The sequence below is a fragment of the Nitrosococcus oceani ATCC 19707 genome, from assembly GCF_000012805.1.
Classification (GTDB): Bacteria; Pseudomonadota; Gammaproteobacteria; order Nitrosococcales; family Nitrosococcaceae; genus Nitrosococcus; species Nitrosococcus oceani.
The window spans coordinates 1,002,501-1,029,092 of the sequence record NC_007484.1 but is presented as its reverse complement, the minus strand read 5'-3'; the positions used below and the strand labels follow the sequence as shown (position 1 = coordinate 1,029,092).

The 26,592-nt window shown below is 50.4% G+C and carries 19 protein-coding genes, 1 tRNA gene, 2 rRNA genes and 1 pseudogene (1 of these 23 cut by a window edge); 7 read left to right on the top strand and 16 right to left on the bottom strand.

The window, feature by feature from the left end:
- Positions 1–36: 36 nt before the first annotated feature.
- Positions 37–1,350: an alpha-amylase family glycosyl hydrolase gene (locus NOC_RS05085; protein WP_002809144.1), complete on the bottom strand. Its 1,314-nt coding sequence runs from the start codon at positions 1,348–1,350 to the stop codon at positions 37–39.
- 310 nt (positions 1,351–1,660) lie between these two features.
- Between NOC_RS05085 and NOC_RS18550 the strand changes: the two genes are divergently transcribed.
- On the top strand, positions 1,661–1,876 hold the full coding sequence (locus NOC_RS18550; protein ID WP_370992005.1) for a phage integrase central domain-containing protein: 216 nt from the start codon (positions 1,661–1,663) through the stop codon (positions 1,874–1,876).
- A 129-nt stretch (positions 1,877–2,005) separates the two neighbouring features.
- Positions 2,006–2,164, top strand: a complete 159-nt coding sequence (locus NOC_RS17850) for a hypothetical protein (protein WP_174878640.1) — start codon at positions 2,006–2,008, stop codon at positions 2,162–2,164.
- Here NOC_RS17850 and NOC_RS18345 read toward each other — a convergent pair.
- From NOC_RS18345 to pncC, 9 genes are all read right to left on the bottom strand, one after another.
- On the bottom strand, positions 2,161–2,286 hold the full coding sequence (locus NOC_RS18345; protein ID WP_256998733.1) for a hypothetical protein: 126 nt from the start codon (positions 2,284–2,286) through the stop codon (positions 2,161–2,163). The genes NOC_RS17850 and NOC_RS18345 overlap by 4 nt on opposite strands.
- 1,041 nt (positions 2,287–3,327) lie before the next feature.
- Positions 3,328–3,420, bottom strand: a tRNA-Ser gene (locus NOC_RS05075).
- Positions 3,421–3,451: 31 nt separating this feature from the next.
- Positions 3,452–3,709, bottom strand: coding sequence for a carbon storage regulator CsrA (csrA, locus tag NOC_RS05070; protein ID WP_002809243.1), 258 nt, complete (start codon positions 3,707–3,709; stop codon positions 3,452–3,454).
- 257 nt (positions 3,710–3,966) lie between these two features.
- Positions 3,967–5,208, bottom strand: a complete 1,242-nt coding sequence (locus NOC_RS05065; RefSeq protein WP_002811304.1) for an aspartate kinase — start codon at positions 5,206–5,208, stop codon at positions 3,967–3,969.
- A 12-nt stretch (positions 5,209–5,220) separates the two neighbouring features.
- Positions 5,221–7,842: an alanine--tRNA ligase gene (alaS, locus tag NOC_RS05060; protein WP_002809851.1), complete on the bottom strand. Its 2,622-nt coding sequence runs from the start codon at positions 7,840–7,842 to the stop codon at positions 5,221–5,223.
- Between the two features lie 24 nt (positions 7,843–7,866).
- Positions 7,867–8,319, bottom strand: a complete 453-nt coding sequence (locus tag NOC_RS05055) for a regulatory protein RecX (protein WP_002811758.1) — start codon at positions 8,317–8,319, stop codon at positions 7,867–7,869.
- Between the two features lie 8 nt (positions 8,320–8,327).
- A complete protein-coding gene (gene recA, locus NOC_RS05050) occupies positions 8,328–9,356 on the bottom strand; it encodes a recombinase RecA (protein WP_002809237.1) in 1,029 nt (342 codons plus the stop codon).
- A gap of 96 nt (positions 9,357–9,452) precedes the next feature.
- A complete protein-coding gene (thpR, locus tag NOC_RS05045; RefSeq protein WP_002809436.1) occupies positions 9,453–9,986 on the bottom strand; it encodes an RNA 2',3'-cyclic phosphodiesterase in 534 nt (177 codons plus the stop codon).
- Complete coding sequence (gene pncC, locus NOC_RS05040; RefSeq protein ID WP_002811127.1) at positions 9,970–10,458, bottom strand: nicotinamide-nucleotide amidase; 489 nt, start codon at positions 10,456–10,458, stop codon at positions 9,970–9,972. The genes thpR and pncC overlap by 17 nt, the downstream gene beginning before the upstream one ends.
- Before the next feature lie 151 nt (positions 10,459–10,609).
- Here pncC and NOC_RS05035 point away from each other — a divergent pair, with 151 nt between their 5' ends.
- The 3 genes from NOC_RS05035 (at position 10,610) to mutS (ending at position 18,944) form a co-directional block, all read left to right on the top strand.
- Positions 10,610–10,957 (top strand): hypothetical protein, encoded by a 348-nt coding sequence (locus tag NOC_RS05035; RefSeq protein WP_002810945.1) that lies wholly within the window; start codon positions 10,610–10,612, stop codon positions 10,955–10,957.
- A gap of 69 nt (positions 10,958–11,026) precedes the next feature.
- Complete coding sequence (locus tag NOC_RS05030) at positions 11,027–15,895, top strand: AAA domain-containing protein (protein WP_002808528.1); 4,869 nt, start codon at positions 11,027–11,029, stop codon at positions 15,893–15,895.
- 457 nt (positions 15,896–16,352) lie between these two features.
- The gene (gene mutS, locus NOC_RS05025) at positions 16,353–18,944 is read left to right on the top strand and encodes a DNA mismatch repair protein MutS (RefSeq protein WP_011330516.1); all 2,592 of its coding nucleotides are present in this window, start codon (positions 16,353–16,355) and stop codon (positions 18,942–18,944) included.
- Between the two features lie 17 nt (positions 18,945–18,961).
- On the opposite strand, the gene NOC_RS05020 is transcribed toward mutS, so the two are convergent.
- The 3 genes and pseudogenes from NOC_RS05020 to tsaB form a co-directional block, all read right to left on the bottom strand.
- On the bottom strand, positions 18,962–19,204 hold the full coding sequence (locus NOC_RS05020) for a hypothetical protein (RefSeq protein ID WP_002809515.1): 243 nt from the start codon (positions 19,202–19,204) through the stop codon (positions 18,962–18,964).
- Positions 19,205–19,373: 169 nt separating this feature from the next.
- Positions 19,374–19,475 (bottom strand): annotated as a pseudogene (locus tag NOC_RS18545) (arsenosugar biosynthesis radical SAM (seleno)protein ArsS); the annotation flags it as partial.
- A gap of 72 nt (positions 19,476–19,547) precedes the next feature.
- Positions 19,548–20,234 carry a tRNA (adenosine(37)-N6)-threonylcarbamoyltransferase complex dimerization subunit type 1 TsaB gene (tsaB, locus tag NOC_RS05015; protein ID WP_002809787.1) on the bottom strand — a complete coding sequence of 229 codons (687 nt, stop codon included), beginning with the start codon at positions 20,232–20,234 and terminating at the stop codon, positions 19,548–19,550.
- 218 nt (positions 20,235–20,452) lie between these two features.
- Between tsaB and NOC_RS05010 the strand changes: the two genes are divergently transcribed.
- Both NOC_RS05010 and NOC_RS05005 read left to right on the top strand, forming a co-directional pair.
- The gene (locus NOC_RS05010; RefSeq protein WP_244860058.1) at positions 20,453–20,956 is read left to right on the top strand and encodes a rhomboid family intramembrane serine protease; all 504 of its coding nucleotides are present in this window, start codon (positions 20,453–20,455) and stop codon (positions 20,954–20,956) included.
- 248 nt (positions 20,957–21,204) lie between these two features.
- Positions 21,205–21,999: a hypothetical protein gene (locus tag NOC_RS05005; RefSeq protein ID WP_011330514.1), complete on the top strand. Its 795-nt coding sequence runs from the start codon at positions 21,205–21,207 to the stop codon at positions 21,997–21,999.
- A 72-nt stretch (positions 22,000–22,071) separates the two neighbouring features.
- On the opposite strand, the gene NOC_RS05000 is transcribed toward NOC_RS05005, so the two are convergent.
- The 3 genes from NOC_RS05000 to NOC_RS04980 form a co-directional block, all read right to left on the bottom strand.
- On the bottom strand, positions 22,072–22,839 hold the full coding sequence (locus NOC_RS05000) for a class I SAM-dependent methyltransferase (protein ID WP_002811248.1): 768 nt from the start codon (positions 22,837–22,839) through the stop codon (positions 22,072–22,074).
- A gap of 1,581 nt (positions 22,840–24,420) precedes the next feature.
- Positions 24,421–24,535: ribosomal RNA gene (rrf, locus tag NOC_RS04985) — 5S ribosomal RNA — on the bottom strand.
- A gap of 59 nt (positions 24,536–24,594) precedes the next feature.
- A 23S ribosomal RNA gene (locus NOC_RS04980) occupies positions 24,595–26,592 on the bottom strand (it continues 913 nt past the right edge of the window).

Genomic DNA, 26,592 nt, shown 5'->3' with positions numbered 1-26,592 from the left:
TTTCTGGGCAGCGGTTCTTTACTTATGGTAATCGTGCTAGCTTCTCTGCCCAAGCGCATGGAAAATACGCATGCTGTAAGGCGCAACCTGAATCTGCTGATGTCCTGCCAAAGAATTAGTTGGGTGGAAAGGCGTAATTTCCTGGATAGCCTCTACCTCCACGCCCATCACTTCCCTTAAGTGGTCAAGGCCAAAATCATGGCTGCGTTCGGTATCCGTATTAATTAAACCTACCACATTTTCAGCTGAGTGCTCCGATTGGCGCAACAACCCCACTAGGGGATGACTGGGAGGAGTGAAACGTCTTTGGGGACCTTCTTCGTTCAATACTGGCGCATTAACCTTCATGGCATTGACCGCGCCAATAAAAGAAGTAAGATCAAACGCTGGCTCCTCCCAATCTTCCGGCCGGGTTTCCACTACATGCAGTTTACGCCGAAAACCGTATTCATAGCCTATGGGTAACATAACCCCTGTGGAAAAGAAAGCGGTGAACAGATACCAGGTGCGAGAGTGCCGCTCCTCCCCCCCCCCTTCAGCTGCTAGCCGCTCCGTATCATGGCTTTCCGGAAAAGCAATGGAAGGGGCAATATGGCGAAATTGCTCATATTGCTCCAAGAGCCAGCCAGCATGGAAATCCCACCACTTGGCGCTATTAAAAAAATAATCGAAGCCTGCGGAATGGAGTTGCTCAACTTGATGGAGAGGTGCCCCCAAGGTTTCGGCAAAAAAGCGGATCTCCGGATTAAGCTGCCGGGCGGTCTCAATCAACTCCGCCCACACTTCCCCCGGCACCTTATAGGCGGCATCACAGCGAAAGCCATGAAAACCCAGCCGGATGTAATGCTGTAGCAGTTTTTTCCAATAGGCTAAAAGCTCTTCCCGGGCCGACCGCTGCCGGTAATCAATCTCAGCTAGATCCCCCCATACCGTAACGTTTTGCGGATCATTGGGAGCTACCACAAAAGGAGAATGCACAGAACCGTCTTCTTCATGAAGATACCATTCCGGATGCTGGGAAACCAAGGGTGAATCTTTAGCGGTATGATTAATGACTAAATCCATCATCACCGCCAACCCTTGCTTCTCCGCCTGACGGACGAACCCTCTCAGTAATTGCTCCGGTGACTCCCGGGACTCCCCTCGAAAGAGAGGATGCAATTGATAGTAATCCTTGATGGAATACAAGCTACCTGAAAATCCGGGTGCATGGAAAGGGTTTAGAAAAACCCAATTAAACTTCATGGCAGCAATTTCAGGAAGGCGCTGCTCCCAATCAGGAACCGATCCCGCCAACAAGGGGAAAAGGTTATAAATACGCGGGCCTTCATCAGATATTTTATTTCCCACGGCTCACCTCGCTAGCTGCTCGTCCTTAATCATGCATTCTAAAAGGCTAGCTAGCCTTAAACAATGTCATCGTGAGGCAAATCGTAATATAAAGGCGCATCTTTCATTTTGATGAAAGAATAAAGCCATGAATACTGCCCATCACCGCCATAATTATACCGGATAAAATTCAGAATGCTGCTGGCCTCTCATCCGCAAGGCGGCAGATTATTTATCAAGGATGCCTATTGAAGATTTCTGCCTAAACTATGAATATTGCCTTGGCTTCGATCAATGCAAGTGGAATACGAAATTTATAAGACCGAAATAGATCGCTGAAACTCAATATCGCCACGGCTGGAGAAACGTCAAACACGCCCGGCAGTGGGCGAGCACCTTAAAGACCTACGCCCGGCCCGTGATCGGAGCGATTCGGGTAAACGCCATCACGACCGAGGACATCCTAAAGATCCTCTCCCCGATCTGGACCACCAAGACCGAAACCGCCAAACGGGTGCAAGGACGGATGGAAAACATCCTAGACTAAGCTGCGGCTCACAAATACCGTGACGCCTGAACCCTGCTCGCTGGCGCGGCCACCTGGACAAGCTGCTGCCGTGGCCTTCACGGGTAAAAAAGGCCACCCGCTGTGCCCCATACGGAGGTCCCCGCCTTCATGGCTGAGCTCTCAGGCAGCAACAGCGTCTCGGCGCTCGCGCACGTGATCGAGAACAAGGTCAAGGCCGCGCTCCAGTTCATCGTGCCGTCCGCGTTGAGGCTTGCGCGACTTACGCCAAAGGTATGGCTCGCCGCCAGGTTCGCGTCGGCGACCTAGGTGACGTCGAGCACGTCATCGTAGTAGGCCTGCCCGCCTCGGCGGGATATCAGCGTCGCGCTCGCCGTGCCCGACGCCACCAGGCTCAGCGCCAGTGCCGATGACCACAGAATTGTTTTCACTGGCTTGTTCCTCCCTCGACCCGCCCGGGTAACCATTACTACGGTTTCGTTGGTCGATAGTGTCCCAGGCAAAGTTCGCGCCACCCCTGCCCCCTCACAATCCATTTACCGGATAATCAATTGGTTACCATTCCGCGTGCGGCGACGCACGCCACACCCCATTCAACAACGCGGAAAACTACAAATAATCCTGACATCGGTGAGGAGGAAAATGGAGGCGTTATTACGGCGGGGTTTGACGAGGAGATTCCCGCCTTGTGATTCTCGGGTGCGGTCACGCGGCGATCCCAGGGTGTTGGTGGCTGCAGGCTTGGCACTCGCATGTAAAAAATCCTGGCATCCACAGCGTGCGCTCGGGGTCGATTCTGTTGAAAAGCTTTCCAGGCGGTAAGTCTGGCGATGACTTCAGTGGTCAACGGCTTGCTGTAGCGAAAACTGCAGCATTCAGTTCTTGAACATCACCCGCTTTTCGCGACAGAAGGGCTGCGTTTCACAAGAACACCATCGCCTCAAAGTTTTTCAACAGAATCGGCCAACTGCGGACATTTCATGCTGCGCTACTATATGGACCGGTGGATCGCTTCAGCGACGCTGACAAGAAGCCCCGGACCTCCAGGCGACCGGAGGGGAGGAGTGGAGCCGCTGATATCGGGATTTTCTCTGAGTTAGGGGCCCTCGCCGACTACTCCCCCGCAGCGTGCTCGCCGCTACAAATCGCCCGGTTCTGGTGATGCTGCGATCACAAGAAGTCCAGTTTCCTTAAATTGACTGCGCAAAAAAAGCGACTGGACGGGCGTGACCGGGTACCACGCCTCGATCGTCGCGCCGGCGTACACGCAACCGAGCGCGGCCGCAGTCCGATCGGACGCGCGAAGCCTGGTCGGCAGCGGGCAGTCGACGTTCGCGTGATCGCCATCCGGCAGGCGTGCTTCGGATAGAACAAAGCAATTAGAGAAACGCCTACACGGGGACCGATAAGGGAAGCGTATCGCTTAACTAACAGATAATAATTATTTAATTCAGTTAGTTAATTGAATTTATTGGCGGAGAGAGAGGGATTCGAACCCTCGATGGAGCTACTAACCCCATACTCCCTTAGCAGGGGAGCGCCTTCAGCCGCTCGGCCATCTCTCCTAGAAAAATTTGTTTTAAATATAACCGGTAATTACTCGCCACTTCCGGAAATAGCAGGCGCAGCCCGAAACGCTTCTTCCGTAAACTCTGACTCGCTGACTTGCCCCCTACCGTTAGCTTGCTCCTTTTCACGCTGAATGCGTGCGTAAATCTCTTCCCTATGAACCGTGACTTCCTTAGGTGCTGTCACCCCAATTCTTACCTGATTACCCTTTACGCCTAGCACTGTCACCGTGACCTGATCTCCAATCATCAAGGCTTCGCCAACGCGCCGAGTCAAAATCAACATAGCTCCTTCTCCTCTTCTCAAAAATGGCCTCGCTACAAGCGGGCCATGGTCTCGCAGCCTCCATATAACAGGGACTCAGGTCAAGCACCCGCTTTTGGCTTATACCCGTACCCTGTTTCTGCTCATGACACGTGTCCCTATCTGCGGCACGCATTATTATTATATTTTTATCGAATTGTAATATATAGCACTCTATTTGGATAGCTTCTAATCTCTAAATTAATTTAATTCATGGTATCACCTTGCAGAACTCCCCCTTAAAGAGAGGAGGATATTCTACTCGGCGCTTTTTCTAATTCAAACGCCGAGTGTAAAGCCCGTACTCCGAGTTCCAAGTATTTCTCTTCTATAACCACCGAGATTTTGATCTCCGAAGTGGAAATAGTCTGAATATTGATTCCTTCTTGTGCTAGCGTATGGAACATAGTGCTGGCAATGCCTGCATGGGAACGCATACCGACGCCAACTACTGATATTTTCGCGATTTTATCATCTCCCCGGACCTCCCGCGCACCTAGAGTCGAGGCGGATTCGCGTAAAATCTCAAGGGCCTTCAAATAATCATTCCGATGTACGGTAAAAGTAAAATCCGTCGTGCCATCTCTACCCACATTTTGAATAATCATATCTACCCCAATATTAGCATCGGCAACAGGGCCAAGAATATGATAGGCAACACCGGGCTTGTCAGGCACACCTAATATGGTTAGCTTAGCTTCATCAATATTAAAAGCGATTCCAGAAATTAGTGGCTCTTCCATTCCCTCTACCTCAGATGTAATCAGGGTACCCTCCCCTTTTTCAAATGATGACAACACTCTCAAGGGCACGTGATGCTTGCTGGCAAACTCAACCGCCCGAATTTGTAGAACTTTGGCGCCGAGGCTCGCCAATTCAAGCATTTCTTCATAGGTCAGGCGAGCTAACCGCCGGGCCTCTGGAACTACTCGCGGATCAGTCGTGTAAACGCCATCGACATCCGTATAAATTTGGCACTCGCCTGCTTCCAGTGCTGCAGTCAGCGCCACAGCAGTCGTATCGGAACCACCCCGCCCCAAAGTGGTAATATTCCCTTTCTCGTCTGCCCCTTGAAAACCAGCAACAACCACAATTCGCCCTTGTCTCAGGTCATCATGGATACGTTTGGCATCAATCTCCTGAATACGGGCTTTATTATGGGCGCTGTCCGTACGGATATACACCTGAGATCCGGTGTAAGAGCGAGCTGGAATCCCGCGTTTCTCTATAGCAATACTCAGTAAAGCGATGGTTACCTGCTCGCCCGTAGAAAGCAGGACATCTAATTCCCGGGGATTAGGCTGGGAGTGTATTTCATGGGCCAACGCTAACAGGCGATTAGTCTCGCCGCTCATGGCTGATACTACGGCCACAAGACTATCTCCCCTCCGCTGAAACGCCACAAGTTTATCCGCAATCGCCTCGATACGTTCGAGAGTCCCCACGGAAGTCCCACCAAATTTTTGAACAATTAATGTCATAGAGTAAGCAAGTTATTGCGCTCCGGAAGTTAACTGTCCCTCTACCCACTTCGGCACTAAATCAAGGGCAGCATCCAATTTATCCGGATTCCTGCCTCCCGCCTGGGCCATATCCGGACGACCTCCACCCCGGCCACCTACCTGCTCAGCAACAAAGTTGACCAAATCTCCCGCCTTAATCCGGCTAGTGGCATTGTTAGTCACCCCAGCAATTAAAACGACTTTATCTTCCACTACAGTGCCCAATACAACGGCAGCAGTAATAAGTTTGCCTTTGAGCTGATCAACCGTGGCGCGCAAGGTTTTACTATCAACCCCATCAATTCGGGCCGCCAAAACTTTGATGCCCCGAATTTCTTGCGCCTGAATGCTTAAATCCGCTCCTCCCGTAGTGGCTAATTTCGCTTTCAGTCTCTGTAGTTCCTTCTCCTGCTGGCGGGTCTGTTGCTGCAGTTGCTCCAGCTTGTCAACCGCTGAATTCCGGGAGGCCTTAAGCCGACCCATAAGGGCTTCCAAGCATACCTCGCCCTCCTCTACCCAGGATAGCGCTGCCTCTCCCGTGACTGCCTCAATACGGCGGATTCCAGCGGCAACACCCATTTCGTTAATGATCTTGAAAAGACCAATATCGCCGGTCCGATCCACATGGGTACCACCACACAGCTCCATCGAGAAGTCTCCCATGCGCAAAACCCGAACCTGCTCGCCGTATTTCTCGCCAAACAATGCCATAACACCCGCATCTAGGGCTTGCTGCAAAGGCATAATCTGTGTTTCTACGGGCAAATTAGCCCTAATCTTAGCATTTACCAGATGCTCGATTTGGCGCAATTGTCCAGACTGCACGGCTTCAAGATGGGAGAAGTCAAAACGCAGGCGGTCGGAAGCCACCAGGGAGCCTTTCTGAATCACCCCCTCCCCTAGCACTTCCCGCAGGGCCGCATGGAGAAGATGAGTTGCCGAATGGTTGAGTCGGGTAGGAGTTCGGTATTTTCGATCCACCTCGGATTGAATTGAATCACCAACTCGAAGCTGACCTAAGCGAACCTCGCCCAGATGAACATGGGCGGCGCCCTGCTTGTGGGTATCCGTCACGTTGAATAACCCATTGGAGCCACGTAGCGTTCCCCGATCTCCTACTTGCCCGCCCGCCTCCGCGTAAAATGGAGTCCGGTCCAGCACCACCATGCCACTTTCGCCAGCGCTAAGTTGTTCCACGGTCTCCATAGTCTCCGCCAGACGGAATAGAGCGGCAATCTGGCCCTCGCCACGGAGCTGTTCATAGCCGGTAAATTCGGTCTCCAAATCCATCTGAAGCTCAGATCCATATTCGATTTTGAAGCGACTGGCAGCCCGAGCCCGTTTACGCTGCTTGGCCATGGCTTGCTCAAAGCCTTTCATATCCAGGGTGAGTTTCCGTTCCCGGGCAATGTCGGCAGTCAAATCCACCGGGAAACCAAAAGTATCGTAGAGCCGAAATATTGTTTCTCCGGGAATTACGGCATCTGATAAATCAATAATATCCTGCTCTAGAATTTTGAGTCCTTGCTCCAGGGTTTCATTAAAGCGCTCCTCTTCCAATTTCAGCACCCGCTCTACTTGGCTCTGAAGCCGAAACAATTCAGGATAAGCCTCTCCCATTTCCTGGACCAGCGGCTCCACTAGGCGGTAGAAAAAAGGATCACGCAGGCCCAATTTATGCCCATGCCGAATAGCCCGCCGGATAATGCGGCGCAGAACATACCCCCGCCCTTCATTAGAAGGCTGAATACCATCTACGATTAAAAAAACACAAGATCGAATATGATCGGCAATTACCCGCAAAGAAGTTTGTTCTTGATTTTGAATACCAGAAAGGGCGGTAATGGCGGCGATAAGGTTGCGGAATAAATCGATATTGTAGTTATCATGCACTCCCTGCATTACTGCCGCTAACCGCTCCAAGCCCATCCCTGTGTCTACCGAAGGACGAGGCAAGGGAGAAAGCCGGCCTTCCTTACCCCGGTCATACTGCATAAAAACCAGATTCCAAATCTCAGTGTACCTATCCCCCTCCTGCTCCGGGCTGCCAGGGGGACCACCCTCGATTTCCGGTCCATGATCATAAAAAATTTCAGAACACGGGCCGCAGGGCCCCGTCTCCCCCATAGACCAGAAATTGTCTTCGGCACCACAGCGGGAAAAACGTTCCGGACTTACCCCAATTTCCTGCAACCAAATATTGGCAGCTTCATCATCCTCCTTGAATACTGTCACCCATAGCCGCTCAGGCGGTAGCTTAAGCACTTCAGTCAACAATTCCCAAGCATAACCGATAGCTTCGCGCTTAAAATAATCCCCAAAGCTGAAATTACCCAGCATTTCAAAAAAGGTATGGTGGCGGGCGGTATAACCTACATTTTCTAAATCGTTATGCTTGCCCCCGGCGCGGACGCAACGCTGGGCGCTTGCCGCACGATGATAAGCTCGGACCTCCCTGCCCAGAAAAACCTCTTTGAATTGGACCATGCCTGCATTAGTGAACAGCAAGGTCGGATCGTTAGCAGGAACTAAGGGGCCACTGGGAACAATCTCATGGCTCTGGTGGCGAAAATAATCGAGAAATATTTTTCGGAGTTCGGCGCTGCTTTTCATGATTAGTTGCTTACGCTGAGCGACTCAGCTATCCCTTTCGCTTAACGCATGATTAATTTGTTCCTGGGTAAACCCCCGGTATTGCAGGAAACGCATCTGTCTGGCCCGCTCCTTAGGGTTAGTGGGAAGCGCTTGCCCAAAGCGCTTATTCCGGGCTTTCATTACTTGACTGTCCCAGTCTCTCTCCTGGGTTAGGCTCTCGGTAATCAGCACTGCGCTAACACCCCGTTGCTTGAGTTCAGCCGCGATACGACGGGGTCCAAAACCACGTTCCGCCCGGGACCGAGAATAGCTTTCGGCAAAACGTTGATCGCTTTGTAAGTTATCTTGCCACAGTTCCCTCAGTACCTTCTCAATCAGGCTCGAAGAATAGCCGCGAGCAGTAAGCTTACGTTGCAATTCCCAACAGGAATATTCCCGCCGGGCCAACATCCCTAGCAACAGATTTCTAGCCTCTACTAGGCTTGCGTCGTCCACAGTAAGAGTCAGGTTACCGCTTCCTGGACTTCCTCTAACGCTGCTTTGCCCGGCAATAACTTCTCCCGGATATGGGCTTCGATGCCTTGGGCGAGCTCCCGATGTTCCTTGAGGAACTGGCGTACATTATCCCGGCCCTGACCAATCCGCTCACCGTTATAACTATACCAAGCGCCCGCCTTTTCAATGAACCCTTCCCGCACCCCTAGATCGATAATTTCCCCCTCCCGGGAGACCCCCGATCCATAAAGAATATCGAAGGAAACTTGTTTAAAAGGCGGCGCCATTTTGTTTTTAACCACCTTCACCCGCGTCTCGTTACCAACGATCTCGTCCCCCTTTTTGAGCGCTCCCACCCGTCGAATATCCAACCGTACAGAAGCATAAAATTTAAGCGCATTACCCCCAGTAGTTGTCTCCGGACTACCAAACATCACCCCAATTTTCATTCGGATTTGATTAATAAAAATCACCAGGGTATTGGAACGCTTAATATTGGCGGTAAGCTTGCGTAGAGCCTGGGACATGAGTCTGGCTTGCAAGCCCACATGGGAGTCACCCATTTCCCCCTCAATTTCCGCTTTTGGGGTCAGCGCGGCCACCGAGTCTATAACAACCACATCCACTGCCCCCGAACGCACCAGCATATCGGCAATTTCTAGGGCTTGTTCTCCGGTATCCGGTTGGGAGACCAGAAGATCCTCAACACTCACGCCCAATCGCTCGGCATACTGGGGGTCAAGGGCGTGTTCAGCGTCCACAAAAGCCGCCGTCCCCCCCAACGCCTGGGCTTCCGCCGCTACTTGCAGAGCTAACGTTGTCTTACCCGACGCCTCTGGGCCAAAAATTTCAACCACGCGGCCTCGCGGTAACCCTCCTACCCCAAGCGCGATATCTAGCCCCAAAGACCCCGTCGAGATTACCTCGACCTCGCGTACAATGCTCGCATCTCCAAGACGCATCACGGCGCCTTTGCCAAACTGCTTCTCAATTTGAGAGAGGGCAGCTCCTAGCGCTTTTTTCCGGTTCTCATCCATTGCTTAACCTCTGTTTTTTCACAGCGTATAGCCCTTCACCTCAAATTTTAAGTATTATCCCATAGTCTGGCTAGAGCTTCCTAGCCTAGCGACACTTTATTGGGCTAAAGGCCAACTACGCAATACTTGATACTCTACCCCGCCAGGATAGCTCACTGACCGCACCAAATAAAAGTGCTCAACCGGGCAAGCTAGAGGTGCTACCTCACGGGCCGGAAAGTACCCAGCAACTTTACGGGCCAAGGTCATGTGGGCCCGATAAGGCCGAGCTTCGGGCTGATAACCGCACGCCGTCAACCCCTGGTTTAATTGCTGCACTAGTTCTATCAAAGGCTGAGGTGTCTCCCGAGGAGCAAGCCAAACGACTCGTGGCCGAGACCAATACCCTATCTGCTCTAGCCGTAGCGCAAATGCCGTGCCCTCAATAGTATCAGCTACCGCTTCAGCACAGGCTCGCTGCTGTTCCGTCGTACTCCCCAAGAAAACTAAAGTCAAGTGCAGATTCTCAGAGCGGACGCATTTGCCCCGCTTCCCCAGCATCCGCTGGGCAATCTGAGTCGCCTGCTCTCGAATCTCGGCTCCTGGCCAGAGGGCAAAAAATAAACGTTGCGTTTCAGGTGGGCGGTTCAAGGATATTCAATAATCCTTGTAAAGCCCGCTCCACGGATTTTTTCCGTATAGTCTCCCGGTCCCCCGAGAAACACTCCCGAGCGGTCCACTCCCCCCCTACCTTTAGCGCCCAAGCAAACCAAACTGTTCCTACGGGCTTCCCTGGAGATCCCCCTGTTGGCCCGGCAATTCCACTCACGGCCACACTGATGCCAGCGCGACTATGGAGCAAGGCGCCCTTTGCCATTTCCTTGACAGTGGCCTCACTTACCGCTCCTAAGCAAGCCAATGTTTCACTACTGACGCTAAGCATCTCCTGCTTGGCTTCATTGCTATAGGTCACAAAGCCCCGCTCAAACCAATGGGAACTCCCTTTAATATCGGTAATGGCGGTCGCCACCCACCCGCCAGTACAAGACTCGGCGGTGACCACCTTCAGGCGATGCTTTTGAAGGACCTCACCAAGTTGCTGAGACAATAATTTTAGTTTCATCGCAAAGAATAATTAAGAACCTACCTTGCTGACACCCTTCAGACTCGATGCTGCCCGCCGATAGCTGAGAAAGTTGATATTGGTGCTTTATTCATGCCCTGTCCAGAACTTATCTATCCCAAAGCTACGCTTTCCAACGAGGAGAAATATAATGGCTGAATTTGAATCTGCTGTGAAGAAACCCATCAATAATGAGCGAGGTTTTTTTGAAAAACTAGCAAACGGGGATTTTGGACTGGCCAAAACGTATTGGGTATACGGAGTATTGGTTGGCATGGTTGTTAACCTCTTGTCCAATTTTATCCCCTCCATTGGAGGGTTCGTTATTTTTATTATCGCATATACAGCCTATGAGATTCCCGTGCTCATGGGAACCTGGAAAGCAGCCAATAAATACAGAGGCCGGAAATTTTGGGCTGTATTGGCAAAAACTGCCGTAGTGCTAGGAGTCATCATGCTGGTTGCAGGATTGCTCTCAATCATCAGTTCGCTGGGTTAAGCCTAGCACGAGTCCAGGCCATTCGCCGCAGTGGTTGCTGCTTAACTTAATCATCAGCTCAATGAACCTATGAATACAAGCCACCTCCTCGTGAACGATCAACCGGTAGGTCACCCTGCTAATCAAAAGGTTGTTCGCCTTATCCACTACTTGACGCGTCTTGCTTCTCTCCGCTCAAAACTAATTCGAGATCTTACTGAATACGAAAAAATTCTGTGGATATCAGACGTTCCCCATGAGCACGGCTGCTTCACGCGGGCATGGGGCCAAGAGGAAGAAAAGGAACTGGACGAATGGCTGGCAGTGCAAAACCGGCGGGAACCAGAGCTGCCTATTATTCCAGAACAATGCAAAGAATGGGTGAATCAGGCAACCCTTCGCGAAAAGGACCGCTTGCCCGAGCTTCTTCCCGAGATCATTCGGCAAAGCCAAGATCCTGATGGGCGTAAAGAGTTGGATCGGCCAGCAACCATCTCAATGACCGAACGTCTCGAGGAACACCCGGGCGTTCAACAAGCATGGAATCGGTATCTCGAAAACAAATGGCTGCCATGGATGGAGGAGCATAATATATGGGAACAAATCCACAAGGTCTATTCGGCGCTTTTTGCTATTCATCAAGCGCAACTCCGCCTAGGCGAGGAATATGAACTGGTGCTCGGTTTGGGGCTGCTGACCTGGCAGACGCCTACCGGGCAACACGTTCGGCGGCACTTGGTTGTCGCCAACGCCCTCCTGGAGTTTGAGGCCCGCCTGGGTAAATTTACTGTCCGTCCCTATACAGAAAGCGTAGAATTGCGCCCTGAACTCGATATGCTCGATATCGAGGAACGACCGGCGCACGCAGAGGAAACCGCAAAATCTTCATTGAGCGGAGCCGAAGACGATCCATGGGCAAAAGAGCGCATCGACAGCGTACTTCAAGCCTTGGTGCATTCCATTAACTCCCAGGGCACTTATGATGATTCTCTGGAGATGAAAAACATCCGCGCTTCGGCAAGGCCCGTCGTAGAATATGCGCCTGCCTTGATTTTGCGAAAACGCTCCACCAAGGGGCTTAGCGAAATTTTAGGACGAATTAAAAAGCAGATCGAAAGCGATGAAAATGTTCCTAGCGAGTTCGCGGATCTGGCCGAAATCAGCGCGCGGGACGAACGAGAGCTAGATAACGACGGGCTAGAAGGTCTTCGCGCAACGTTCAATGGAGAAGTCTACTTCCCAAAGCCATCAAATGATGAGCAGCGTCGCATCATTGACAAGCTCCGGTCGGCAAATGGCGTTCTTGTGCAGGGGCCGCCGGGAACCGGAAAATCCCATACCATCGCCAATTTAATATGCCATCTGCTTGCCACCGGGCAGCGTACGCTGATCACAGCCAAAACTCCACGTGCGCTTAAGGTTCTTGAGGAACTCGTTCCCGGTGGATTACGTCCACTTTGCATTAATTTGCTTGGCGACGGCCCTGAGGAAAGGCGTTCTCTTGAAGCTAGCGTTGGCGGCATTCTCCGAAAAAGCGAAGAATGGGAAGAGGAGGATGCTGAACGGCAACGCGAGGAACTTGAAACGCGTCTCCAGGAACTCCGCGAGGAAAAGGCGAAAATCAACCGCCGCCTCCACGATATCCGGGAAGCCGAAACACATCCACAATCCGTCGCGGAAGGAACCTACCGCGGAACAGCGGCCAGGATAGCCGAATCCGTCAACAAAAATCGAAGCACCTTCGGTTGGTTTACGGATTCTGTACCTCTGGATAAGACATTGCAGATATCTGAAATCGATCTACGCGAGATTCTGATGGCCCTGCGCCATTTCACGCCGGAGAAACGCGAAGAATTGAACCTTGCCTGGCCTGACTCTGTGCCCTCCTCTGAACGCTTTGTCCAGCTCGTACAGAACGAGGCGAAAGCCAGCGAGGAAGAGCGCCGCTTGGCGGATAGGGCCGATGACCACGTGGCCGATCTGCTGGCAAACCATAGCTCCGCTACCATCGAAAATATTCGGGACGCACTTGCCCGTTTTCGGGACACTCGACGAAAATTGATAATGGCGAGTCATTCATGGATGAAGGAGGCGCTGCGCGATATCTTGAGCGGTAATTCTGCTCTGTGGCGCGAGCTTTTCCGGGTTACGGACCACGCTATTTCGGAAGTCGAAGGACTTGTCGCCATCGCGGATAATACTAGCATCGAATTTCTCGAATCCATTGATATCAGGGTGCTGCGTGAGGATGCCCGCAAGCTGAAAGAGCACATGGAAAGTGGCGGAAAACTAGGCTGGGGACCGCTTCGGTCCAAACGGGTGAAAGAGCGGCTTTATGTAATCAAATCGGTAAAGGTCGATGGACGTTCTTGTTCTACAATCGAGCATTTCTCGATTCTTGCCGCCGTGCTACACGTATACATTGAGTGCGAGAAGGCATGGGGGTTTTGGGCAGGCCAGGGCGACAAATCTCAAGAACCCTATGTGCTGCAACTGACCATGCTTAAATCACTGCGTGGCGCGCTCGAAGAAGCCTTGTCCCTTCAAGGCATTATTGACAAGTGCCGTAAAGCGGTACAAGAGTGTCCGGCTCTGGATGAGCCTTCATGGAACGATGAATCTAAAATTGAAAGGATCATCGCCTCATGCCGCCTCGCATTGGCCCGTATCAGCAAGCAGCTTGCCGCCGCAGAACTCCAAGGCATTGAAACGCCGATTTCTCGGATTGCCGCCGGGGGCAATGCGCATCCAGTCACCATTCATGTGTTGCATGCAATTCGAGATCGCGAGCGCGATGGATTTGCGCAGTGCATGAGCAAAATCCAGGACTTGGAGAAACAATATCAATACCTGCTAAAACGGGATGAGGATCTCTCCAAACTCCGTCAGCTACTTCCGCAGCTTGCCGATTGCCTAGAACGTACCTGCAACGAGCCCTACTGGGAGGAACGAGTCCGGCATATTGGTAACGCTTGGCATTGGGCGCAGGCGCGGTACTGGATTGGGGATTATATCAGGCGGGAAGACGTTCCAGCGCTCGGCAAACGCGTCAAACAGATTGACGATACCATTAATGACATTATTGCAAAACTTGCCTCGCTTCATGCCTGGTCCTTCTGTTTTTCGCGGCTTACGGAAAGCCACCGGCGTCACATGGAGGCTTGGCAACAATCTATGCGACGGCTTGGTAAAGGAACAGGAAAGCATGCGCCGCGCCATCGCCGCGAGGCCCAGGGGCATTTGAATGAATGCCGTGAAGCGGTTCCGGCCTGGGTGATGCCGCTTCATCGGGTCTGGGACACAGTATCTCCCACGCCAGGTATGTTCGATGTAATTATTGTTGATGAGGCATCACAATGCGGTCTTGAAGCGCTTCCACTGCTTTATTTGGGAAAAAAAGTAGTGATCGTTGGAGACGATAAGCAGATTAGCCCCGAGTCCGGTTTTGTTGGCAAGGAGGCAATGTTTCAGTTAATGGAACAGTTCCTTTATGATTTCCAATATAAGGATTATTTCCATCACGATGCTAGCCTGTTTGATCACGGAAAGTTGCGCTATGGGACACGTCGGATTACGTTGCGGGAGCATTTCCGCTGTATGCCAGAGATCATTCGATTCAGCAACGATCTTTGCTACTCGGATACGCCCCTTATTCCCCTGCGGCAATATAGTTCAAACCGCTTACCACCGCTTGAGCATGTATTCGTGACTGGAGGATATTGCGAAGGTTCTAAAAATCGTACGATTAACCGCCCAGAAGCCAACGCCATTGTTACCAGAATCGCCGAGTTATGCAAGGATAGCCGGTACGATCACAAGTCAATGGGGGTAGTTGTGCTTCAAGGAGAAGCGCAGGCATATTTGATTGAAAATCAACTGGCCAAGCGATTAGGCCCCGAGGAGATGGAGCGGCGTCGCTTGGTCTGTGGCAACCCTTACAGCTTCCAGGGAGACGAACGCGACATTATGTTCCTATCGCTTGTTGCCGCCGCCAACAAGCGAATTGGCCCCCTTACCAAAGCAGCAGATGAAAGGCGATTCAATGTCGCGGCCAGCCGTGCCCGCGACAAGATGATTCTTTTTCATTCTGTCACCTTCGAGGATCTCAGCGCCTCTTGTCTCCGACGACGGTTGCTTGAGTTTTTTGCGAATACGCAACCACAACAAATTGCCGGTATCGAGCGGGATGAACTGGAGCGGCGGGCGGCCCAAGATAATCGGCGTATCGTAAATCCCCCCGCACCCTTTGACAGTTGGTTCGAGGTTGATGTTGCCTTGGAGCTGCTGCGGAAGGAATTCCGCATTCTTCCCCAACATGAAGTTGCAGGCAGGCGAATTGACCTTGTGGTTGAAGGTGGACAAGCGCGCTTGGCGGTCGAGTGCGACGGAGATCATTGGCATGGCGCTGATCGTTACGAAGCCGATATGCAACGCCAGCGGCAATTGGAACGATGCGGCTGGGAGTTTTTCCGCGTTAGGGAATCAGCTTTCTACGCCAATAAAGATGACGCGCTTGCAAGCCTCTGGCGTATGTTAGAGGAACGAGAAATTTTTCCCATCTCACAGTGTGTGGATTTAACCCCCAAAGTCAATATGGAAGAAGAGGGTTACAACAAATCCGACAGTGATGCTTCCGCAGCTGACCATGCAAGCTATTCGTTAAATAACGTGGAGAAAAGTATTCATCCATCAGGTCGCCGATCGGAGGAGATAACCCCATCGGAAATAGAGGATGCGATTCTGCAAGCTTTGTCGAAGCGTCCGAATCAATCATGTACGCTGGACTCACTTACTGCCCGCGTGCTCAAAGAGATAGGCGTATCGACACGCGGAAAGCCCCGGGAGAAATTTGAACGGCGTACACTACAGGGCGTCAACCTCCTTAAAAGACGTGGCCGCATAGAAACTTACAAAGCAAAAAACCAGAGGCTGAGGCTTATTCATCAAGAAAAAACTTAATACAAGGGAAAAATGGCTGGTGATCCCTTCTGGTTCTTTATGAATGCGTTGAAAAATAACGGTTTGCCTGATTAGAAAAATATAGTCCGCTAAGGCAGTTGACTGCATCTGATAACTAAGATTTCTTTAGCTTGGGCATCGAGCTTTCTCAACGTCTGTTTAGGCACAGACCAGTCCACGTGAACACTGACAAAGGCTATGGCCCATGTGTCTAGCTATACCATACGGCTACTACTTATATCTCACGCGGCTTCTGCTATCATTATCACTACTCATCCCCCAATTTTGCCGCCCAGCGCCGCCACCCTCCTTTGCGATCATTCACGCCTGCTATAATTGGCCAAGCCATAAAAACGCTATCCTCTAACTGAGGATGTTAGCCTGCGCTTGCCCAGGTAACGAAATTTCTAGCCCATATATTACTTAGTATATCGCTGACCATACAAGCCTTTATCATATGCCAGCAAATGACCCTCAGAAACCCCATACGCCTATGATGCAGCAGTATCTGCGGATAAAGGCAGAGTATCCCAATACGCTCTTGCTCTATCGCATGGGGGACTTCTACGAATTGTTTTATGACGATGCTCAACGCGCCTCGGAACTATTGGATATCGCGCTTACCAGCCGTGGCCGATCGGCCGGCGAGCCCATTCCCATGGCAGGAATTCCCTACCATGCGTTGGATTCCTATTTGGCAAGGTTAGTGCGCCAGGGGGAGTCGGTAGCCATCTGCGAGCAGATAGGCAATCCGGCGGCAAGCAAGGGTCCCGTGGAACGCCAAGTGGTGCGAATCATTACCCCCGGAACGGTGACCGAGGAAGCCCTCTTGGAAGCCCGCCGGGATAATCTGCTAGCCGCACTTCAGAAAGAGGGGGATGTTTTTGGATTTGCTGTGCTTGATCTTTGCAGTGGGCGCTTCAATATTCTAGAAGTAGCTAGTGAATCGGCGGCTACTAGCGAATTAGCCCGCATCCGGCCAGCGGAACTTTTGGTAAGCGAAGACCTAGCGCTTATCCTGGTCGATTCCAAAACTGAGGCGGTGGTGCGACCCTTGCCTCCCTGGTATTTTGATAGGGAAAGCGCCCAGCGCCAGCTATGTCGGCAGTTTGGGACTCAAGACCTAGCCGGTTTTGGCTGCGAGGAAATGAAAACCGCAATTGCCGCCGCCGGGTGCCTGCTGCATTATGTCCAGGATACCCAACGCACCCAATTTCCCCACATTCACGCACTCCAAGTCGAGCGACAAGAAACCAGCATTATTCTGGACCCCAGCACTCGGCGCAATCTAGAATTAGAAGAAAGCCTGAGCGGCGATTCGGGCCGTAATACCTTAATCGCGGTACTGGACCATACGGCAACCGCCATGGGCAGCCGCCTGCTACGGCGCTATCTCCACCGTCCTCTGCGGGATCAAACCCTGCTCAAACAACGCCAACAGGCGCTTGCTACTCTCCTAGAAGGAGGACTGAGCGATGTTTTACAAACATTACTCCGGGGAATAGGCGATATTGAACGCATTCTCTCCCGCGTGGCCTTGCGTTCCGCCCGTCCGCGAGATCTCGTCCAATTTCGGCAAGCCTTGGGTCTATTACCCAAGATCCAAGAGAGCTTGTTGCAGTTAAACAGAGACAGCCTTTTACTTCAGTCGCTACAAGAAGATTTGGGTCCCTTTCCCAATCTCCATGAACTGTTACAACGGGCCATTTGTGAAAATCCGCCGGTGCTCATTAGAGATGGCGGGGTAATTGCCCTCGGCTTTGACTCGGAACTAGATGAATTGCGGCATTTAAGCGGCAATGCCGGGCAATTTTTAGTGAAATTGGAGCAGCGGGAGCGGGAGCGCACCAAAATCCCAACTCTCAAGGTAGGCTACAACAAAGTTCATGGCTACTATCTTGAGATCACACGTGCTCAGGCCCATCAAGCGCCTCCTGACTATATTCGTCGTCAAACCTTAAAGGGGGCGGAACGCTATATTACCCCGGAATTGAAAGGCTTTGAAGACCAGGTGTTAAGCGCCCGAGAACGGGCGCTGGCGCGGGAAAAAGCCCTTTACGAGGAGCTATTGGAACAATTTATGGAACCCCTCCCCGCTTTGCGGGCCTGCGCCAACGCCTTGGCGGAGCTGGATGTGCTTCATAACCTGGCCGAGCGGGCTAAAACCTTGGAATATGTGGCACCCCTATTGAGCGATCAGCCAGGGATATTTATCGAAAGGGGCCGCCACCCGGTGGTGGAACAAACCCTAGAGGATCCTTTTGTGCCTAATGATCTGACTCTCCATGAAGCACGGCGGATGCTGATCATTACCGGCCCCAATATGGGAGGAAAGTCTACGTACATGCGCCAGACAGCCTTAATTGTCTTGCTCGCCCATATTGGCAGTTTTGTGCCAGCCCGCCGGGCTGTCATTGGCCCTATTGACCGAATTTTTACCCGTATCGGCGCAGCCGATGATCTTGCCGGGGGACGCTCCACTTTTATGGTCGAAATGACCGAGACCGCCAACATTCTACATAATGCGACTGAGCACAGCTTAGTCTTGCTGGATGAGGTTGGCCGGGGCACCAGTACTTTCGACGGTCTATCTCTCGCTTGGGCAGTGGTCTCCCACCTGGCAAACAAAGTGCGTTCCCTAACGCTATTTGCGACCCATTACTTTGAGCTCACCACTCTTCCCGAGTGTCTTCCCGGCGTGGTTAATCTTCACCTTACAGCAACCGAGCATAAGGAGCATATCGTTTTTCTCCATGCGGTGAAAGAAGGTCCTGCCAGCCAAAGTTATGGCCTTCAGGTAGCCGCATTGGCGGGTGTGCCCCAGGAGATCATTGCCCAGGCGCGGCAACAGCTTATGGAATTAGAAAACAATACTTGGCAAAAATCGATCAATGGAGGCGGCCCTCAACTAGACTTGCTTGCGCCCCCTGCGGATCATCCTGCCGTTCAAATACTACAAGATTTAGACCCCGATGAACTTACTCCCCGGCAAGCTTTAGAGAAACTCTACGAACTCAAACAGCTATTAGACCTTGCTGTTACACACTAAGGGCAAACTGGCTTTAGCTACCGCAACTCCCCTTGTGAATTCCTCTTTTGGTTTTTCGTATGGGGTGCGGAGTCCCCGAGGGCACACAACCAGGGCGTCGGCTCTTGAAGTATGGCAGGAGAAATGCCAATAAAATCGTCCTTATAAGGACCCATCTTCAAAAAACAAAAGGTGCGCCCACAGACAGCAATATATTTTCCCCGTGGAAAAATATAGCCTTCTTCATCATAGACTTCAGTATAGGGACCTTTATAAATCACTGCTTGGCCCTCTTATCCATGCATTCAGAACCTTCGGGCTTAACAGCGGTGAGAATCACAGAGCGACATTCAATACCCTTCACCATCTGCCAAGGATGAGTTTCCCATTTATCGTAGCTTACTTACTGCCATAAAACCGCCGCCACGAAAGCATCAAGAAATGCTTTCTCTGGTCAATCACCCGAACGCCTAGATCTTGCGCCCTAGTAACAAGATCCCGGAAGTAGGGGTTAAGCTCTGGCGCTCCCCCCGTAAGGTCAAGGGCAGCCGCATTAGGAGCTTGCAATAAGGGCATGCATTAAACGATCTGTACGCCTCTAATAGGTAGGATAGCTAAGATGGTTTATATATTTGCTTTTGAAGATTTTTTTGCTACATTATCCCGAAGATAGACGGGTAATGCCTGCTCCGCCATTATACTTTCGCCTCGAGCAAAAGCAGCCGCAGCAAGCTGAGCTGTTGCGCTAGCGCGAGGGTAATATTCCGCGTCCCAGTCATCTACTTTCCCACCAAGACGCGCGCATAGCTTATCTTTATAGGCTCCCCAGCCGGTGCCCGCGCCAAACCACTTCTTTCCTGCCACTGCCACCAAGGGGACAGCCTCAGGAGCACAAACTTGCTCGCTATCCATCAACCGTACCAGACCCTCTGCCCCTCGCTCATAGACGCCCCAGTAGACTTCGCCCATCCGGGCGTCGATCGCAGCCAGTGTCTTTTTCGCCTCGCAGAATTGGGCAAGAGCAGCCAGGGAAGAAACAGGCACTAAGGGTAAGTCACGGGCAAAAGCGATCCCTTGCGCTACGCTAACGCCAATACGGACACCGGTAAAAGAACCAGGGCCCCGTCCAAAAGCTAGAGCATCAATGGCACTCAAGGAAATACCAGCCTCTGCCAATAATGTCTCTAACATATTTAAAATAAGATCTGAATGACCTCGAGGAGCAATTACAAAACGCTCGCAGATTTGACCAGCCATAAGCAGGGCTGCAGAACAAGCTTCTGTCGACGTATCCAGGGCCAATAATTTCATATTGAGCTAAGCTACAATGAGCTATTCTCCCTAAAATAAACTGAAATCATATGTTTCCAATAAGAAACCCCAGCCCAACCTCGACTCTGCCAGCAATGACCATTAGCCTGATAGGAATCTGTATCGCGGTCTTTTTGTGGGAACATTCATTAAGCTCAAAGGAATTTACACGGGCCATCTATCATTTTGCGGTCACCCCAGTATTTTTTCTGAATAAGGTGGCATTGGCTGATAGCCCAATACCTATCGAATTTACCCTTATTACCTCCATGTTTTTTCATGCCGATACATGGCATTTGGCCAGTAACCTACTGTTTCTCTGGATCTTCGGGAAGACAATCGAAGATGCTACCGGGCATGCTCGTTTTATTATTTTTTATTTTCTATGTGGAATTATAGCAATAATGCCATATATTCTTCTAAATCCTACTTCCCAAAATCCTATCATTGGTGCAAGTGGCGCTATTTCAGGCGTATTAGGCGCTTATCTCCGATTATTTCCCCATTCCAGAATCATCGCTATTTATCTACGGGGAATTTATCCTACTCTTGGTCAAGTACCAGCAGAATGGGTGCTTATATTCTGGTATGGACTGCAACTCCTATACGGAATATCCGCCGACGCCGATCAAACAACCGTGGCATGGGAGGTCCATTTAAGTGGTTTTGCTGCTGGCATGCTCTTCGTGCCTCTGTTCTATCGCACAAGAAAATCAACTTGAGAGAAAATTAATCACTATTTATAAGAGATAAAAGAATCGAACCATTTTTTTAAGTTTAATAAAAAAACATGCTTGTTTTTCATGCCCTATTGATTTGCCTTAAAAGCTGTCCTAGATCTTAACAAGAGCTTTTTAGCTCAGTGCCTAAGGGCGGATTTACGCCAAAATAATATTAAGTCTAATAAAAATTTTTTTGATTTGAGAGGAAGAAAGGCATGAAGCAATCCTATAATGGGAGAACCTCTAAAATGAGGGAAATAATAATTATTCCACTTCTGATTATCATTGCATTATTTTTTTCACCAATAGCTTCCTCAGAGCAATCTACTTCTGTACTAGAAAAGCGGGTCCAACAGATGGAAGAAGAGCTGCGGAGGCTGCGTGGAGAATTGGTGCAGATTCAAGAAGAAGAGCAACAAGTAGAGCGGCTTGAGAAACAGGTGGCAAAAGTAGAAAGAAAAAAATCCTCACAAGCAGGAGGCCATATGGTTTTCTTCCGAGGTGGTTATACTGAGCTGAATGACCCCCGCACCGGGCAGGTGCTCACCGATCTAGGAACTGGCGCAAACAACGATGATAATGGCTGGTATGTAGGCGGTGGTTTTGATTTTCTCTTAAGCGACGACGTTTGGGGGCTATGGGATGGCGCATCAATACTCGCTGAGTTAGGTTTGGAGTACAAACATTTTGGCTCACGATCTCAGCCCACAGCACTTTCCGTACTCGCAAAGCCCTCTCCAGAAACCGGAGATACTGAACTTACTATGCTAACCGTAAGCGCCTCGCCTAAGATCAAGTTCACACAGTGGGGGAAATTTCAACCCTGGATTATCCCGGCCGGACTGGACATTCATGTAATTAGCCCACCCTCCGATCCAGTAACGGTTCTAGACGTTGGTTTCCAGGTTGGCGCAGGTGCTGAGTACATGATCTGGAAAGCATTAAAGGTAGGTGTCGATGGCCGGTGGCACTGGACCGATGATCAAACCTTGACTGATAATCAATTCTGGACTGTTGGTGGTTACCTCGGCATCGGCTTTTAAAGAAATACCTTAGAGATATTTGGGGAGGGGTATATATCCTTCCCCCTTACCCCTTCTTTTTTTAAAGGATCTCTATTGAGAAGCAACTATTTTAACGGTTGATTGATCCGCGACCCCACCTGTTAACCGCTTATTATTCCGTGCTCGCACTAATTTCCAATAACCAAAGAGATTGGTAGAAGTAATATCAATTACTTCCAGATCGGTTTCTTTCACAAAAGAATCTAAACAAAGATCCGGGTGAAACCCAAGAAATCGAGAAAGAGGTGAAAGTAAACGCTCCATTCCAGCAAGCACTGGATTGGTACTTTGAAAATGATTCAGAATAAAAATCTCTCCATCCGGTTTACAGACGCGCTTTAATTCATCAACTAATCGCCCAGGGTGAGGTACTACGGATGCCACATAGGTTGCTGTGACCTTATCAAAGCTATTATCAGGAAATTCCATATATTCGGCATCCATCACTCGTAACTCGACCACATTTTCCAACCCTAAGCGCTTTTTCCGAGCATTTGCTCGATCTAACATTTCCGGGGAAATATCAATTCCCGTTATTCGAACAAAAGGAGGATATAGAGGCAAAGAAAGGCCAGTTCCAACGCCGACTTCCAGAATTTTATCGCCCGGTAGACAAGTTAATTTTTCAATACTCTCCTTGCGTCCCCGTTGCATTATCGGCCCAAACCAGGCGTCATAGAGGGTTGCATAGCGTTTATAAGCTTTTTGCACCGCATCAATATCCAAACGGGAACGTTGCCTTCTTTCTTCTTTAGAGAAGCCTTCCAATTGGCTAGTTGTACTTCTTAAATGATTAGGCTTATCGGTTGTTTTTTTCATAAAAATTTACAGCCTCTTATTTATTTGCTGAAAAACCAGTTCCCCCAAATAAAATATTAGATCCTCATATCCATTTTTACCGTTTATCGTTCTAACTATAGTGCATTGATCGTCACTTGACGCATTTACTTATAATTTATGTGAGTTAAAAGTTTACCTTCCAAATAATCCATAAAAATGGGGCAGTGGAGAATTTACCTAAAATACGTATTGTATAAACGCATCTTGCTGGAGTATATTCATAATTCTCGTTTTTTCTCAAAATCAAGTAAAATTTTACTTGATTTTGAGCAGAAATGATGTCGCTTTAAGTCGGCTTTTGCCGCTATTCAAGCTTTTTAGCACCAAGAATTCAGTAAATTTAATAGCTTTTATAGATTCGGGGAGCTGGCAGGCGGGCTCTCCCGCATACATAGGCACCAGGGCCCGATTAGGCGGGAGGTTCTGCCAATCGAACAGTTGTTCGTACCGCACAGAGCAGCGCGAACAACTTTTCAGGAAAGCTCGAAATTCTCCCAAAAATTCACGCAACGGTGATGCTCATACTATTTTAATATCGCCTAGCCACTAAGTGTTTGTGCAGTTATAATAATAGCAGTGTTAATTTGCGGAAGAAGCTTCTTATTAAGTCCTTATAAATATTTGGAAGCCGGCCAGCGCGAAGACTGATTTTTAAGGGGCAGGGGCTGCATTGAGCAGCACTAAATATAAACCATATAATTCATGATAAACTATAGAGCTATGGCAAGATGCTTAAGTTTAGCGCTAGTGAGATTTATTCAATTTAGCGCCCTAGTGTTTTACATTTATATTATGTTCGTTTACATAGGGGCACTATTTCTTATGCCCCTTGCAGGTATTTATCATTTATTTAATATCCTGAATTTTCTTGGATTACATGCTTTTTTTGCTATTGTAATTGCAACAGCGATAGTAGCAAGCGTTGTGTACCTTGGTTATAAAATTCCGAATTTCTTCCTTATTATTAAGGATTTTGGATCAAAAATTGTAAGCTTAGGTTTTAATCAAATTAAGCGATTCAGCCAAATCGCCGAAGAAATAAAGAGCCTTCCGATAAAGAGTACTAACATCTCAAATTAATTTCCTCATCTTTCGGCTTAATTAAAGAGTGCTGTGAGGGAGAGAATGACGAAGGTAAACGCGGCGCGGCCTTCCGCTCTCACCTTCACAGCGGATGGACTGTACAGCGTAAAGATGGTGCCTGTAAATAATCTCTGAAACCAGAACGAACGCATTAGGGTTATCCAAAGGAAGTTGCAGATGAATAGATCTGAATGCCTCAGGGTAACCTTCTAAGCTAACAACCTTTTTAAGACGCTGATAAAGACCATACCGTACCGTTCTCTAAAAGAAACCAAAACTGCCTTCTCTCAACATTCCCCTCTATCCCATCCAGAATTACCCGATGTAGTTACGGGCCTCAGAAAACAAGCATTATTTCCTTCATCCATACAAAACGGAACATAAGTAGCTCCTATAATTTTAAGCAGCTTCGTTGTTAACAAAGGAAAAGAAAAGCCCCCGAAGGGATATATCCCTTCGGGGGCTTTCATATAAGGCGCCTGGCAGTGACCTACTTTCACATGGGTAACCCCACACTATCATCGGCGCTGAGCAGTTTCACTTCCGAGTTCGGAATGGGATCGGGTGGGGCCTACTCGCTATGGCCACCAGGCAAAAAGGGGAAGTCTCGCTTTTTCAAGTCAGACAATAACCAACTTGCTTGGGTGTTATATGGTCAAGCCTCACGGGCCATTAGTACGGGTTAGCTTCACACATTACTGCGCTTCCACACCCCGCCTATCAACGTTGTCGTCTTCAACGACCCTTCAGGAACCTCGTAGGTTCAGGGAGATCTCATCTTAAGGAAGGCTTCCCGCTTAGATGCCTTCAGCGGTTATCCCTTCCGGACATAGCTACCCGGCAATGCCACTGGCGTGACAACCGGAACACCAGAGGTCCGTCCACTCCGGTCCTCTCGTACTAGGAGCAGCTCCTCTCAAATCTCCAACGCCTACGGCAGATAGGGACCGAACTGTCTCACGACGTTCTAAACCCAGCTCGCGTACCACTTTAAATGGCGAACAGCCATACCCTTGGGACCTGCTACAGCCCCAGGATGTGATGAGCCGACATCGAGGTGCCAAACACCGCCGTCGATATGAACTCTTGGGCGGTATCAGCCTGTTATCCCCGGAGTACCTTTTATCCGTTGAGCGATGGCCCTTCCACTAAGAACCACCGGATCACTAAGACCGGCTTTCGCCCCTGCTCGACCTGTCCGTCTCGCAGTCAGGCACCCTTTCGCCTTTGCACTCACTACGCGATTTCCGACCGCGCTGAGGGTACCTTCGCGCTCCTCCGTTACCCTTTAGGAGGAGACCGCCCCAGTCAAACTACCCACCATGCACTGTCCCCAACCCGGATAACGGGCCTAGGTTAGAACTCCAAACATGCCAGGGTGGTATTTCAAGGATGGCTCCACGCAATCTGGCGATCACGCTTCTCCGCCTCCCACCTATCCTACACAAGCAGGTTCAAAATCCAGTGCAAAGCTATAGTAAAGGTTCACGGGGTCTTTCCGTCTTGCCGCAGGTACACTGCATCTTCACAGCCAATTCAATTTCACTGAGTCTCGGGTGGAGACAGTGTGGCCATCGTTACGCCATTCGTGCAGGTCGGAACTTACCCGACAAGGAATTTCGCTACCTTAGGACCGTTATAGTTACGGCCGCCGTTTACCGGGGCTTCGTTCAAAGGCTTCGCCTTGCGGCTGACCTCATCACTTAACCTTCCGGCACCGGGCAGGCGTCACACCCTATACTTCCTCTTACGAGTTTGCAGAGTGCTGTGTTTTTAATAAACAGTCGCAGCCACCTGGTCACTGCAACCCCTTTCCGCTCCAGCCGCAAGGGCCTTCACCTACCGGGGGCACACCTTCTCCCGAAGTTACGGTGTTAATTTGCCGAGTTCCTTCACCCGAGTTCTCTCAAGCGCCTGAGGATTCTCACCCCACCCACCTGTGTCGGTTTCGAGTACGGTCCGCTATAACCTGATGCTTAGAGGCTTTTCCTGGAAGCCGGGCCTCAACCACTTCACCCCCTTTAAGGGGGCTCGTCATCACGCCTCGGAATAGGCGCTCCCGGTTTTTCCTAAGAGCGCTCCCTACACGCTTGAACCGGGACTTCCAACCCCCGGCCAGCCTAGCCTTCTCCGTCACCCCATCGCAGTTATAACGGGTACCGGAATATTAACCGGTTTCCCATCGACTACGCCTTTCGGCCTCGCCTTAGGGGCCGACTCACCCTGCGCCGATTAGCGTTGCGCAGGAACCCTTGGGCTTTCGGCGAGGGGGCCTCTCACCCCCTTTATCGTTACTCATGTCAGCATTCGCACTTCCGATACCTCCAGCATGCCTCCCGGCACACCTTCAACAGCCTACGGAACGCTCCCCTACCGCGCAAATCCCCTTAAAGAGAATTCGCACCCGTAGCTTCGGTATATCGCTTGAGCCCCGGTACATCTTCCGCGCAGGCCGACTCGACCAGTGAGCTATTACGCTTTCTTTAAAGGATGGCTGCTTCTAAGCCAACCTCCTGGCTGTCTTCGCCTTCCCACATCGTTTCCCACTTAGCGATAATTTTGGGACCTTAGCTGACGGTCTGGGCTGTTTCCCTTTCCACAACGGACCTTATCACCCGCTGTGTGTCTCCCATGATTGCACTTCCCGGT

What these genes read in the sequence shown, in the direction of transcription:
- csrA (WP_002809243.1), bottom strand. Translation starts at nt 3,709, where the DNA reads ATGTTGATTTTGACTCGGCGCGTTGGCGAAGCCTTGATGATTGGAGAT.
- NOC_RS05000 (WP_002811248.1), bottom strand. Translation starts at nt 22,839, where the DNA reads ATGAAAAAAACAACCGATAAGCCTAATCATTTAAGAAGTACAACTAGC.
- NOC_RS05030 (WP_002808528.1), top strand. Translation starts at nt 11,027, where the DNA reads ATGAATACAAGCCACCTCCTCGTGAACGATCAACCGGTAGGTCACCCT.
- pncC (WP_002811127.1), bottom strand. Translation starts at nt 10,458, where the DNA reads ATGAAACTAAAATTATTGTCTCAGCAACTTGGTGAGGTCCTTCAAAAG.
- recA (WP_002809237.1), bottom strand. Translation starts at nt 9,356, where the DNA reads ATGGATGAGAACCGGAAAAAAGCGCTAGGAGCTGCCCTCTCTCAAATT.
- alaS (WP_002809851.1), bottom strand. Translation starts at nt 7,842, where the DNA reads ATGAAAAGCAGCGCCGAACTCCGAAAAATATTTCTCGATTATTTTCGC.
- tsaB (WP_002809787.1), bottom strand. Translation starts at nt 20,234, where the DNA reads ATGAAATTATTGGCCCTGGATACGTCGACAGAAGCTTGTTCTGCAGCC.
- NOC_RS05035 (WP_002810945.1), top strand. Translation starts at nt 10,610, where the DNA reads ATGGCTGAATTTGAATCTGCTGTGAAGAAACCCATCAATAATGAGCGA.
- mutS (WP_011330516.1), top strand. Translation starts at nt 16,353, where the DNA reads ATGCCAGCAAATGACCCTCAGAAACCCCATACGCCTATGATGCAGCAG.
- NOC_RS17850 (WP_174878640.1), top strand. Translation starts at nt 2,006, where the DNA reads ATGGCTGAGCTCTCAGGCAGCAACAGCGTCTCGGCGCTCGCGCACGTG.
- NOC_RS05005 (WP_011330514.1), top strand. Translation starts at nt 21,205, where the DNA reads ATGAGGGAAATAATAATTATTCCACTTCTGATTATCATTGCATTATTT.
- NOC_RS05065 (WP_002811304.1), bottom strand. Translation starts at nt 5,208, where the DNA reads ATGACATTAATTGTTCAAAAATTTGGTGGGACTTCCGTGGGGACTCTC.